The 12,648-nt window shown below is 60.1% G+C and carries 14 protein-coding genes; 6 read left to right on the forward strand and 8 right to left on the reverse strand.

Features of this window, described 5'->3' with window-relative positions:
- From QZL71_RS05850 to acpP, 8 genes are all read right to left on the reverse strand, one after another.
- Nucleotides 1-211, reverse strand: a 211-nt coding sequence (locus tag QZL71_RS05850; protein WP_294648251.1) for an SDR family NAD(P)-dependent oxidoreductase, incomplete at its 3' end; no start/stop codon positions are given.
- Entirely contained in the window at nucleotides 208-1,140 is a 933-nt protein-coding gene (gene fabD / locus QZL71_RS05855; protein ID WP_294648253.1) for an ACP S-malonyltransferase, read from the reverse strand. The genes fabD and QZL71_RS05850, both read right to left, overlap by 4 nt.
- On the reverse strand, nucleotides 1,137-2,204 hold the full coding sequence (locus QZL71_RS05860) for an NAD(P)H-dependent flavin oxidoreductase (RefSeq protein WP_294648255.1): 1,068 nt from the start codon (nucleotides 2,202-2,204) through the stop codon (nucleotides 1,137-1,139). The genes fabD and QZL71_RS05860 overlap by 4 nt, the downstream gene beginning before the upstream one ends.
- Nucleotides 2,198-3,133 (reverse strand): DUF561 domain-containing protein, encoded by a 936-nt coding sequence (locus tag QZL71_RS05865; protein ID WP_294648257.1) that lies wholly within the window; start codon nucleotides 3,131-3,133, stop codon nucleotides 2,198-2,200. The genes QZL71_RS05860 and QZL71_RS05865 overlap by 7 nt, the downstream gene beginning before the upstream one ends.
- A gap of 149 nt (nucleotides 3,134-3,282) precedes the next feature.
- A complete protein-coding gene (locus QZL71_RS05870) occupies nucleotides 3,283-4,236 on the reverse strand; it encodes a beta-ketoacyl-ACP synthase III (RefSeq protein ID WP_120080687.1) in 954 nt (317 codons plus the stop codon).
- Entirely contained in the window at nucleotides 4,233-5,186 is a 954-nt protein-coding gene (locus tag QZL71_RS05875; RefSeq protein WP_005939761.1) for an acetyl-CoA carboxylase carboxyltransferase subunit alpha, read from the reverse strand. The genes QZL71_RS05870 and QZL71_RS05875 overlap by 4 nt, the downstream gene beginning before the upstream one ends.
- Nucleotides 5,183-6,055, reverse strand: a complete 873-nt coding sequence (gene accD, locus QZL71_RS05880) for an acetyl-CoA carboxylase, carboxyltransferase subunit beta (RefSeq protein WP_097774750.1) — start codon at nucleotides 6,053-6,055, stop codon at nucleotides 5,183-5,185. The genes QZL71_RS05875 and accD overlap by 4 nt, the downstream gene beginning before the upstream one ends.
- Before the next feature lie 11 nt (nucleotides 6,056-6,066).
- Nucleotides 6,067-6,294 carry an acyl carrier protein gene (acpP, locus tag QZL71_RS05885; RefSeq protein ID WP_005939770.1) on the reverse strand — a complete coding sequence of 76 codons (228 nt, stop codon included), beginning with the start codon at nucleotides 6,292-6,294 and terminating at the stop codon, nucleotides 6,067-6,069.
- Nucleotides 6,295-6,537: 243 nt separating this feature from the next.
- Here acpP and QZL71_RS05890 point away from each other — a divergent pair, with 243 nt between their 5' ends.
- The 6 genes from QZL71_RS05890 to QZL71_RS05915 form a co-directional block, all read left to right on the forward strand.
- On the forward strand, nucleotides 6,538-7,218 hold the full coding sequence (locus QZL71_RS05890) for a GntR family transcriptional regulator (RefSeq protein WP_005939774.1): 681 nt from the start codon (nucleotides 6,538-6,540) through the stop codon (nucleotides 7,216-7,218).
- Nucleotides 7,219-7,391: 173 nt separating this feature from the next.
- On the forward strand, nucleotides 7,392-8,852 hold the full coding sequence (locus tag QZL71_RS05895) for an NAD(P)/FAD-dependent oxidoreductase (RefSeq protein ID WP_294648259.1): 1,461 nt from the start codon (nucleotides 7,392-7,394) through the stop codon (nucleotides 8,850-8,852).
- Between the two features lie 3 nt (nucleotides 8,853-8,855).
- On the forward strand, nucleotides 8,856-10,088 hold the full coding sequence (locus tag QZL71_RS05900) for an NAD(P)/FAD-dependent oxidoreductase (protein WP_294648260.1): 1,233 nt from the start codon (nucleotides 8,856-8,858) through the stop codon (nucleotides 10,086-10,088).
- Nucleotides 10,085-10,447, forward strand: coding sequence for a DUF1667 domain-containing protein (locus QZL71_RS05905; protein WP_294648262.1), 363 nt, complete (start codon nucleotides 10,085-10,087; stop codon nucleotides 10,445-10,447). The genes QZL71_RS05900 and QZL71_RS05905 overlap by 4 nt, the downstream gene beginning before the upstream one ends.
- Before the next feature lie 348 nt (nucleotides 10,448-10,795).
- Nucleotides 10,796-11,275, forward strand: coding sequence for a MarR family winged helix-turn-helix transcriptional regulator (locus QZL71_RS05910; RefSeq protein WP_097774755.1), 480 nt, complete (start codon nucleotides 10,796-10,798; stop codon nucleotides 11,273-11,275).
- Nucleotides 11,262-12,648: ABC transporter transmembrane domain-containing protein (locus QZL71_RS05915; RefSeq protein WP_294648264.1), on the forward strand; the 1,387-nt coding region annotated here is incomplete at its 3' end. The genes QZL71_RS05910 and QZL71_RS05915, both read left to right, overlap by 14 nt.

Genomic DNA, 12,648 nt, shown 5'->3' on the forward strand with positions numbered 1-12,648 from the left:
CCTCGGCAGTGGAAACATCGGCCTGCACAGCCACGGCATTTGCGTTTTCGGCCTTGCACAGAGCCACCGTCTCGGCAGCTGCAGCTTCGCCGTGGCAGTAATTCACCACAACATTGCAGCCCTGCTTTGCCAGCTGGATGCACACAGCCCGGCCAATGCCCCGGCTTCCGCCAGTAACAACGGCGGTGCGGATGATCGTTTCTTCGCTCATAGCTCTTCCTTCCATGCTGTCAGTGCGGCGTTCAGCTGCTCCGGGGTCTCCACCGAAGCGCAGACCACGCCGGGCAGGGTCTTTTTCACAAAGCCAGCCAGAGCACTGCCCGGGCCGACTTCCAGAATATGGTCTACGCCCAGCTCGCCGAGGCGGTGGAGCGTATCTTCCATGTAAACGCTGCTCTGCACCTGCTTCACGAGCAGGGCGGGGATGCTGTCCTGCTCAGCTTTTTCATGGCCAAGGCAGTTGAACAGCACCGGCACCTGCATCTCGCCAAAGGGCTCAGACGCAAAACGCTTTGCCAGTGCATCCCCGGCGGGGGCCATGAGGCGGGTGTGGAACGGGCCGCTCACCTTGAGCGGGATGCAGCGGCGGGCACCGGCTTCTTTGGCCAGTGCGGCGGCTTTGTCCACAGCGGCTTTCTCGCCGCCGATGACCAGCTGACCCGGGCAGTTATAGTTGCAGATCTGCACACAGCCGAGCTGTGCAGCCTGCTCACAGCAGGCTGCAAGTGCCTGCCGGTCAAGGTTCAGCACGGCGGTCATGCCGCAGTCGATGCCCTTTGCAGCTTCGGCCATGGCTTTGCCGCGGTAAGCGGCCAGCTCGATGGCCTGCTTTGCGGTGAACACCCCGGCAGCTTCCAGCGCGGAGTATTCGCCCAGCGAAAGCCCGGCCACATAAGCGGGTTTCACGCCCTGCTGGGCCAGCACTGCGGTCACGCCGCAGGCAAAGGCCACCATGCAGGGCTGGGTGTATTCGGTCTGATTCAAAAGGCCGTCCGGGTCCTCAAAGCAGACGCGGTGCAGATCGAAGTCCAGCTCTGCACTGTCGAATGCCGCCCGGAACGCGGGAGAGCCTTCGTAAAATTCTTTGCCCATGCCGGGGTGCTGTGCCCCCTGACCGGCATATAAAACGGCAAGCTTCATTGATTTTGCCTCCATTCGGTCACAAGTTCATCCATCAGCTCCTGTACCGTGCGCATCCGGTCCAGCCTGCCCACGTTGGCCCCGCAGAAGAACAGGCCCTCCTCCACATTGCCCTTTACGGCTTCGATGAGCGCGTGGGTGATGCAGTAGGGCACCTTGGCGGGGTCGCAGGTCTTCAGGCAGCGGGCACAGTGCCGGGGAGGGAAGCGGGTCCCCTCTGCCAGCGCCTGCACCAGCGGGGTGTTCAGTGCACGGCCCGGCATTCCAACCGGGCTGTGGATGATCCGTACATCTTCGGGCCGGGCGTTCAGCAGAACGTCCTTGTAGCCCTGGGATGCGTCGCACTCGTAGGTGGTGATAAAGCGGGTGGCAAGCTGTACGCCTGCAGCGCCCATTGCGGTAAAGTGGGCCATATCGGCACCGGTATACACGCCGCCTGCCAGAAACACGGGGATGCTGTGGCCAAATTGTGCTTCAAAGGGCTTTACCTCGGCCAGCACCTCGGGCAGGATGTCATCGAGGGTCTGGCATTTGCCTGCCAGCAGGTCATCTTCGGCAAAGCCGAGGTGTCCGCCTGCCTTGCAGCCTTCGATCACCACAAAATCAGCGGTGCGGCCAAACTCTTTGGCCCAGCGGCGCAGGATGAGCTTTGCGGCTCTTCCGCTGGAAACGATGGGAGCGATGGCAACATCCGTTGTGCCCACGATGCCGGGCAGCTCCAGCGGCAGGCCCGCGCCGGACACCACCGCGTCCACGCCCGCTTCCACAGCAGTGCGGATCGCGGCCGCATAATCCTGCGTTGCCACCATGGCGTTGATGGCTACCATGCCCGCGCCCTTTGCAATCTGCTTTGCTTTTTTAATTTCCGCTGTCAGTGCACGGTGGTTGGCGCTTGCCGGGTCGCGGGCAAAGTCCGGCTCCCGGTAGCCTGCATCGGCGGTGGAGATGCACCCCATGCCGCCGCAGGCTGCAACAGCACCGGCCAGCCCGCCAAGGGAAACGCCCACACCCATGCCGCCCTGTAGGATGGGCACAGATAGGGTCTTTCTGCCGAGGGTCAGCATTCGGTGCTCAGCGCGGCAATGCGCTGCCTCCCGCTGTTCCACAGGTCTGCAAGAATATCCGCCACCGGGCGCACCTCGTGCAGCATGCCTGCCACCTGACCGGCCATCAGGCTTCCGGTGGTGGTGTCGCCCTCAAACACGGCGCGGCGCAGGCTGCCAAGGGTGTACTTTTCCAGCTCCATCTTGTCGGCACCGGCGTTTTCCTGCCGGACATATTCGCGGCTCATGCGGTTTTTCAGCACTCGCACCGGCGCACCCACGCTTCGGCCGGTCACGATGGTATCGCTGTCCTTGGCCTTGAGCAGGGCGGCTTTGTAGTTTTCATGGATGGGGCACTCCTCGCTCACCAGCAGGCAGGTGCCTACCTGCACGCCGCAGGCGCCCAGAGCCAGAGCTGCTGCCAGCTGACGGCCATCGGCGATGCCGCCAGCCGCAATGACGGGTACATTTACGGCATCCACCACCTGCGGCACCAGCGCCATGGTAGCCATTTCGCCCACATGGCCGCCGCTCTCGGTGCCCTCAGCAATGACAGCATCGATGCCCAGCGGCTCCAGATGCTTTGCCAGCACGGCGGCGGCGACAACCGGGATCACCTTGATGCCTGCCGCTTTCCACGCGGGGATATATTTGCCCGGGTTGCCTGCACCGGTGGTCACAACGGGCACGCCCTCTTCCACCACGATCTTGGCAAACTCATCTGCCTGCGGATGCATGAGCATGATGTTCACGCCAAAAGGCTTGTCGGTCAGCTCTTTGCAGCGGCGGATGTTCTGGCGCAGGGTGTCGGCGTTCATGCCGCCCGCACCAATGATGCCCAGCGCACCCGCATTGGAGCAGGCGGCGGCAAACTCGCCGGTGGCAATGTTGGCCATGCCGCCCTGAATGATGGGGTATTTTGTGCCTAGAATTTCATTTAAAAGTTTCATTGAAAAACCCTCTCAGTCAATGCCTTCCGGCATTGACAGCTCCCCCGAGGGGGGAGCTTTTTTCTGCTTTTCTGTCAGCTGGACCTTCTCTTGGAAGGCACACTGACCCTACCCGCCCATAAAGCTCCCCCTTCGGGGGAGCTGGCGCATCAGCGCCTGAGAGGGTCGTATTCCACAATCATGCCGCCCCATGTCAGGCCGCCGCCAAAGCCGATGCAGGCCAGAAGCTGGCCCGGCTGCAGCTGCCCGTTCTCGGCAAGCTCGTTCAGGGCCACCGGGATGCTGGCGGCGCTGGTGTTGCCGTGGCGGTCCATGTTCTTGTAGAACTTTGCCGGGTCGGCCTTCAGCGCCCGCACGCAGTGGTCGATGATGCGGCTGTTGGCCTGATGGCAGACCACCCACTCAAGATCATCGAGGGTCAGCTGTGTTTCATCCAGCACAGTGTGCAGGCACTTGGGCAGGGCATCCACTGCAAAGCGGAATACGGCCTTGCCGTCCATGGTGATGGGCGCAGAACCTGTGCGGTTCGGCCCGCCCGCATGGAGAACATCGCTGCCGCGCGCGCCCAGCGTCAGAGCAAAGGGAGTGCCCGACAGCTGAAAAATGGCAGCACCGGCTCCATCCCCAAACAGTACACAGGTGGAGCGGTCGGCGGGGTCCATCAGGCGGGAAAGGGCTTCGCACCCAATGACGAGGGCATACTGTCCACCCAAAGTTGTCAGCAGTCCCCGCGCCACGGCTATGCCGTAGAGGAAGCCGGAACAGGCCGCGTTGACATCCAGCGCAGGCCGGTCCTCGGGAAGGCCCAGCGCCGCCTGCACCTGACAGGCTACACTGGGGGTCGCGTCTGGGGCGGACAGGGTGGCACAGATGCAGCACCCGATCTGCGCAGGGGCAAGGCCGCTGCGGGCCAAAGCCTGCTTTGCGGCGGAAATGGCCAGCGTGGCGGCAGATTCATCCTCCGTGCACCAGTGCCGGGTGCGGATGCCGGTGCGGCTGGTAATCCACTCGTCACTGGTATCCACCATGCGGCTCAGATCTTCGTTGGTGACCGTCCGGCCGGGGATGGCCCCGCCGGTGGCGATCAGCTGTAAACCACTCATGCGTTCCTCGTTTCTCCGATCTGGCGGTATTTTTTATAGCGCTGGTCGGCCAGCTGGCGGCCGCTCATGCGGCACAGCTCTTTCAGGTGCACCCGCAAAGCAACATCCAACTGTTCAAACAAGGCTGCGTGGCTGCGCTGTGCGCCGCCCAACGGTTCCGGGATCACCTGCTCCACGATGCCATCGCTGTACAGATCCTGCGCGGTCAGCTTCATCATCTCGCAGGCTTCGCCGCTGCGGGAAGCATCCTTCCACAGAATGCTGGCAAAGCCCTCGGGGCTGAGCACCGAGTAAACGGCATTTTCCAGCATGAGGATGTGGTTTGCCACACCCAGTGCCAGCGCACCGCCGGAAGAGCCTTCGCCGGTGACAACGGCAATGACCGGCACGGTCAGGCCGCTCATTTCCATCAGGTTGCGTGCAATAGCTTCGCCCTGACCGCGCTCCTCGGCATCCTTGCCGGGGTAAGCGCCCGGCGTGTCAATGAAGGTGATGATGGGCCGGCCAAACTTTTCGGCCTGCTTCATCAGGCGCAGGGCCTTGCGGTAGCCCTCCGGCCCCGGCATACCAAAGTTACAGGCCAGATTTTCTTCCAGTGTGCTGCCCTTGCGGTGGCCGATGACCGTCACCGGCAATCCGTGAAAACGGGCGATGCCGCCCAGAATGGCAGGGTCTTCCTTGCACTGACGGTCGCCGCGCTGCTCAAAGAAGTCGGTGAACAGGGCAGAAACAGTCTCATCAATGTGGGGGCGCTCCGGATGCCGGGCCAGAAACACCCGATCCTCGGCGGTCAGCGGGCCGCAGGTGCGCAGGATCTCGTCCTCTTCCACAGCCAGCTCTGCCAGCTCGGAGGCATGGGCCGTGATGGCATCCATCTCGTTGCCGCTGCCTTTCAGCGCGGCAATCTGGGCATCCAGCGGAGCCAGCTGCTCTAAAATTTCCTTGATCATTCGTGTTTTCCTCCTGCATGGAGCTGCAAGACCTGGATCAGGGTATCCCGCAGCTGGCTGCGGGGCACCACCTGATCCACAAAGCCGTGCTCCATCTGGAACTCGCTGCGCTGGAATCCGGCAGGCAGCTTTTCGCCAATGGTCTGCTCAATGACCCGCGGACCTGCAAAGCCGATCAGCGCGCCAGGCTCTGCCAGCATGATGTCGCCAAGGCTTGCAAAGCTGGCCGTCACACCGCCGGTGGTGGGGTGGGTGAGCACACTGATGTACAACCCGCCCTTTGCCGAAAAGCGCTGGATGGCGGCACTGGTCTTTGCCATCTGCATCAGGCTGAAAATGCCCTCCTGCATCCGCGCGCCGCCGCTGGCCGAAAAAATAACCAGCGGCAGGTGCTTTGCGGCGGCGTACTCGATGGCGCGGGTGATCTTGTCGCCCACGGCAGTGCTCATGCTGCCCATGAAAAAGCGGCTGTCCAGCACGGCAGCCACGCAGGCCACCCCGCCGATGCGGCCGGTGGCCGTTACAGCGGCTTCGCGCAGGCCGGTCTTGTTCTGGGCGGCGGCAAGCTTTTCACGGTAGCCCGGAAAATGCAGCACATCCTGTGGAGCAAGGTCGGCATCCAGTTCCCGGAAGCTGCCGTGGTCCAGCACCAGACTGAGCCGGTAGTACCCGCCAATGGGCATGTGGTAGCCGCAGTTGGGGCAGACGTAAAGGCTTCTTGCCCACAGGGTGCGTGCGGCGCGGCGGCCGCACTGCTTGCACTCCACAAACTGCTGCTCGTGCCAGACGGCACCGGCATCCCGCTTGGCCTTCAGCTGGAAGGTGCGCTCCCGCATTCGGCCGGGGAAAAGATCTCGGATATCGTTCATTGCTTTTTGCCTCAGATATGTGCGGTGATGTAGTTGTAGATATCGCCCACGGTCTTGAGCTTTGCCAGCTCTTCGTCCGGGATGGACACGCCGCAGGCATCTTCCAGAGCCATGTTCAGCTCCACGGCATCCAGACTGTCGGCCTCCAGATCCTCGGTCAGGCTGGCCTCCATGGTCACCTTGTCCTCGTCGCAGTTCAGGGTATCAACAACGATCTTCTTCATTTCTTCAAACGTCATGGTAGTAGTCTCCTTTGATTTGTTTTGAATATCTAAATTTTTTGAAGTTTCTTGCGAACACGACCATTATAGCCGAATCGTTGGATAAGTCAAGAATAATAGTTAAAATATTTTATCTTTTACAATTCTGACACAGTTTTCTTCCTTTTATATATTGTCCTCTTTTACGCCGGTGTGCAGTGTGGTATACTTGACCCAGCAGTCTGAGAACAGTGTTTCCCTGTGAGGGAAAGGAGCCTTCCGATGATTACGATTTCAGAGCGCAGAGAGCATGAATCTGCAAAAAGTTTTGTTCTGCGGGTATTGATCGATAATATTATCAACACCCGTCTGGAGCCGGGTGAAAAACTGAACGAGCCGGAATTGTGCGAACAGCTGGGGGTGAGCCGCACCCCCTTCCGGGAAGCAGAGCTGGAGCTGGCGCAGCGGCGGCTCATTGAGATCCGGCCCAAGATCGGCACCTATGTTTCTCTCATCGATGCAGAGCTGGTGGAAGAAGTGCGCCATCTGCGCGCTGTGCTGGAAGCAGAGATCGCCCGCATGGCGTGCGAAAAGCTGACCCCGGCGGATATCGACCAGCTGTGGGAGAACGTGGCGCTCTGGCGCATGTACATTGAGCGTGCACAGGAAGAAAAGATCTTTGAGCTGGACAAGGGGTTCCACCGGCTGCTTTATGTGCAGTGCGGCTGCCCGTACTGGTACGATCTGGTGGAAAATCTGGCTCCGCATTTTGACCGCACCACCATCCTCAGCTTCCGCTGCAGGCCCGCAAAAACGATCTACGAAGATCACGTCAGCCTGCTGAAAGCCATTGAACAGAAGGATGAGGTGGCAGCACACCGTATTGCCGGGCAGCATATGCAGCGCTACACGGAGAACCTTTCTGCGATCCGGGAAGCATTCCCACACTATTTCAAAGCCTGAAACAACCGTATTACGTTCAGAAATGCCGTATCTATGCCAAAAGATGCGGCATTTTTTTGTGCAGTTTTTTGCTGGAAACGGCTTGACAGAGATTATGAAATGTTATATATTTTAGTCAATGAAATATATAACATAAAAGCCGGATCTCCAAATCAGAAAGAAAGGTGGATACCATGAAAAAACAATACGATGTGGTCATCATCGGTGCGGGTGTCGTGGGCAGCGCCATTGCACGCGAACTCTCACGCTACAAATTGAGCATTGCAGTGCTGGAAAAAAATCTGGATGTTTGCAACGAGACCAGTGGCCGCAACTCTGCGGTGGTGCACGGCGGCTTTGCCAACCCCATTGGCAGCCTGAAAGCGAAGTGCTGCGTAGAAGGCAACAAGATCATGGGCCAGCTGGCCGAAGAGCTGAACTTCCCGTTCAAGCGTTGCGGCAAGGTGCTGGTGGGCAACACCCCCGAGGACATGGAGCAGCTGGAGCGCACCATGAAGCAGGGCGCTGTCAACGGCTGCACCGGCCTTGAGATGATCGATGAAGCAAAGCTGCACGAGCTGGTGCCCGCCGTGGTGGGCAAGTTTGCCATGTGGTCCAAAAACAGCGGCATCATGGACCCGTTCCTGTACACGGTGGCTCTGGCCGAGAACGCACACGCCAACGGCGCAGACTTCTTCTTTGACCACAAGGTAGAGGCTATCACCCGGGAAAATGAGCGGTACTACCTGCATACTGCCCATGGCGATTTCTGCACCCGCTGGGTGGTCAACGCCGCTGGTCTGGGCGCAAAGCAGATCTCCGACCTGCTGGGCCTGACCGGCTACCGTGTCATCGGCTCCCGCAGCAACTACATCATCCTGCACAAGCGCATGGGCAAGCTGCTGCCCATGCCGGTGTACCCGGTGCCCAGCAACACCTATATGGGCATCCACATCACCCCCACCGTGGACGGCAACGTGACTGTTGGCCCGGACGCGGAGAACACCGATGTGCTGGACGACTACAGCGTGCCGCAGGCCAACATGGACAGTCTGGCCGTGGAGGGCGCAAAGCTGTGGCCCCACATCTTTAAAAAGGATCAGATCCGCACCTTCGCCGGCATCCAGCCCAAGTGGGTGGATGAAAACGGTGCCATTCAGGACTGGAAGGTGGAGATCCGGGACGACGTGGCACCCAATGCCGTCAACCTCGTGGGCATTGAATCCCCGGGCCTGACCGGCAGCGTGCCGCTGGCCCGCTACGTCATCGGTCTGATGCAGGAGCGCGAAAAGTTTGAGGAAAACCCAGACTTTGACCCGCACCACAAGGGCATCGTCAAGTTTGCCGAGTGCACGCCGGAACAGCAGGCAGAGCTCATCGCGCAGGACCCCGATTACGGCGAGATGATCTGCAGCTGTGAGGAAGTGACCAAGGCCGAGATCCTGCAGGCTATCCACAACCCGCTGGGCGTTTCCACTATGACCGGCATCAAGTACCGCACCCGCGCCATGATGGGCGGCTGTCAGGGCGGCTTCTGCCAGATGAAGATCGAACACTTCATTGAGCAGGAGCTGGGCACCGAGCCGGAGAATGTGCGTTACAGCCGTCAGGGTTCATGGGTACTCACCGGCAATATGCGGAAGGAGGAGAACTGAGCGATGGAACAGAAAGACGTTGTGATTATCGGCGGCGGCCCCGCAGGTCTTGCCGCAGCGGTGGAACTGCACAAGCAGGGCATCCGCAACATGATCATTCTGGAGCGCGAGGCGATGCTGGGCGGCATCCTGCGCCAGTGCATCCATGACGGTTTCGGTCTGGGCCGATTCGGCGAGAGCCTGTCCGGCCCCGAGTATGCACAGGCGTTCATGGATGAGGTGAACAAGCGTGAGATCCCCTACGAGACCAGCGCCACGGTGCTGAGCCTGACGGCAGATCGTGTCGTCACCGCCTCCACCCGCAGCGGCCTGTGCCAGTATCAGGCAAAGGCTGTGGTGCTCGCCATGGGCTGCAAGGAGCGCAGCCGCGGCGCACTGGGCATTCCCGGCGAGCGTCCGGCGGGCGTGTTCACTGCAGGCACCGCGCAGGCTTACATGAACCTCTACAACCGGATGCCCGGCAAGGAGGTCGTCATCCTCGGCTCCGGCGATATCGGCATGATCATGGCACGCCGCATGACGCTGGAAGGCGCTCATGTGCAGGCAGTGTTCGAGCTGATGCCTTACCCCTCCGGCCTGCCGCGCAACATCGTGCAGTGTCTGGATGACTACAATATCCCGCTCTATCTCAGCCACACCGTCACCGAGATCCATGGCCGTGACCGTCTGACCGGCGTGACCATCTCCGAGGTGGACGCGAACCGTCGGCCCATCCCCGGCACCGAGAAGGAGTACAAGTGTGATACGCTGATTCTCTCCGTGGGCCTGATCCCGGAGAACAAGCTGCTGGAGGATGCCGGCATCGCCATTGACCCCCACACAAACGGCGCTGTGGTGGACGAGAACCTGCAGACCAGCGTGCCCGGCGTGTTCTCTGCCGGCAATGTGCTGCATGTGCATGATCTGGTGGACTTTGTTTCCATGGAGTCCGAGGCACTGGCACGCCACGCTGCCGCCTACGTTGAGGGCAAGGGCATCGACCCCTGCACGCTAGACGTGAAGTGCGGCGAGGGCGTGGGCCACACCATTCCGCAGAAGGTCAGCGGCAAGAACGACTTCAGCCTGTCGCTGCGCGTGCGGAACCACTACCGTGACTGCCGCATCGTGGTGCGCCAGAACGGTGTGGAAGTTGCTGCCAAGAAGATGAAGAAAGCCATTCCTGCGGAGATGATCCAGTTCAAGGTCTCTGCTGCCAAGCTGCAGGAAACGGGCGCACTGGAGGTGTCGGTGGAATGAAAAAGCAATTTACCTGTATCGTCTGCCCCAACGGCTGCGAGATCGAAGCCGAAGTTGAAAATGGTCAGGTGATCTCGGTCACCGGTCACACCTGCCCTCGCGGCGAACAGTATGTCCGTCAGGAGCTGACTGCGCCCCGCCGCACCATCGCCAGCTCAGTGCTGGTTAAGGGCGGCGAGCTGCCTGTCACCAGCGTCCGCCTGACCAAGGCCGTCCCCAAGGATATGATCTTCCCGGTGATGGACGAGATCCGCAAGGTGGTGCTGATCGCCCCCGTCAAGGCAGGCACCATCGTGCTGCACAGCGTCTGCGGGCTGGACAGTGACGTGATGGTCACCAAGAATGTGGATGCCTGCTGACCGGCTGAAATAAAGAAATACGGAAAAACAGTCCTGATCGTCTGCCTGCTTTTACAGCGGACACGGTCAGGGCTGTTTTGATGCTATCAACCTGTTGACATGATATGGAAATGGGCTTATATCGGCCTCAACGTGGGAAAGGACTGCGGCAAACGCCAAAAGCGGGCAATGCCGCAGCACATGGCTGGTCTGTAGGCGCGGCCCATGCACTGGGTGTGGAGCCTGCCAGCATTGCAAAAATACGGGCACAAAAAGAACTGTTTGCATTTTGGAAACGAGATGCTATACTATTGATTGTACATACAACGATGTAGATACAACTTCCTGCAATGAAGCCCGGAGGAGCCTATGGATATTACGGAACGAAAAATCACAAAGATCGCACGCGAAGCGGAAAAACTGGTCCTGCTCACGATGCGGGAGGAAGGGGTCGGCACAGCAGAGATCGACCTGATCCATGCAGTGCGGCATCACCCCGGCTGCACGCAGGCGCAGCTGGCGGAACTGCTGCACGCAGATAAGGCTGCCATTGCGCGGCGGACAAAAAATCTGGAAGCAAAGGGTCTTCTGATCCGCAGAGATGCCCCCAGCGACCGGCGCAGCCAGCTGCTGTACCCCACCAAAAAGGCGGAAAGCCTGAGATCCTCCAAGGCAGAGATCGAAGCGGCCTTTTACGAATATCTGACCAATGTGCTCACCGCCGAGGAAGCCGCTGCCTTTGCCGCTGCGCTGAACAAGCTGTACACAGCATCCAAGACCGAGAGCCGCGCGGGCTTCCCGCATTTCCGGAAAGCTGCAGGAGGTGAGGCTGCTCATGAAAAAGGATAAAACGTTCCGCCCGGACAGGGTGCTCTCCTATTTCAAAGCAGAGTGGCTCCCGCTGGCCTTTGTCACGCTGTCGGGCCTTGTGTATAACATCGGCCTGCTGGCAACGCCTTGGTTCGAGGGCCGGCTGGCCCAGTGCCTTGCCGACATTCTGGGCGGCAGCGAGACGGCGGCAAAAATGGCCATGCTGGTGCTGGCCTATATCGTGGTCACGCTGGCGGTGCAGGCGGCGCGCTTTATCAAGCGCTTTTATGTCCGCCGCTTTGCCAACAACATCAACCGCCGGATGAAGGGTATCCTGTATGCCAATCTGGTGCGGCAGAGCCGGGCGGCGCTGGAAAAAGAAGGCGCCGGTGAACTGATGACCAAGGCCATCTCGGATGTGGACGACTGCGTAGAGGGGATGCGCAAGTTCACCACCGAGATCTTTGATACCGGCGTGGCGCTGGTGGGCTATGCTGTGATGCTGCTGGTGTACGACTGGCGGCTGGCGCTGCTCAGCCTGCTGTTCACGCCGTTTTCCTACATGTGCGCGGCATGGATGAAAAAGCCGGTGCAGCGCGCCGGCGCGGCGTACAAAAAGGCGGCAAGTGCGCTGAGCGCTGCCACCCTCGACCGCGCCCGGAATGCTGTGACCTACCGCATTTACGGCTGTGAGGATGCCCGCGTAGAAAAGTACGAGGAAGCCCTGAACACCTACGAAAAAACAGCCGTGCGCAACAATGTGTGGCAGTCCGCTCTGCCGCCGCTGTATCTGGCAGCGTCTGAGGCAGGCGTGCTGTTTATTTTGTGGTTCGGCGCTAAAAATGTGCTCGGCTCCGGCTGGAGCACATGGGACATTGCGGCGTTCACCACCTTCCTTTCCTGCTTCACGAAACTGGTGGTCAAATCCTCCAAGGTGGCAAAGCTGTTCAACTCGGTGCAGAAAGCCGAGGTCTCGTGGAAGCGCATCAAGCCACTGATGAAGCAGCCGGAACAGCTGGAAGCATTGAATATCCCGGCGGCGCAGGACGTGACGCTGGAAAACCTCTCCTTTTCCTATGGCGAAGGACCCATCTTTTCCGGCCTGAGCCTGACGGCGCACCCCGGCGATATCATTGGCATCACCGGCCCGGTGGCCTGCGGCAAATCCACCTTTGGCAGGGTGTTCCTGTGCGAAGCACCTTACGGCGGCTCGGCAAAATTTGGCAAAACGGAATTTGCTGCCCTGACCCCGCGGCAGATCTCCGCCACCGTTGGTTACTTGGGCCATGATCCGGAGCTGAGCGCCGATACGGTGCAGAACAATGTTCTCTGCGGCAGTGAACAGGATGCTATGCCGTGGCTTGTTGCCGCCGCGTTGGATGGCGAAGTGCTGGCCATGGAAAACGGTGTGG

This window comes from uncultured Faecalibacterium sp. (assembly GCF_900066275.1).
Classification (GTDB): Bacteria; Bacillota; Clostridia; order Oscillospirales; family Ruminococcaceae; genus Faecalibacterium; species Faecalibacterium taiwanense.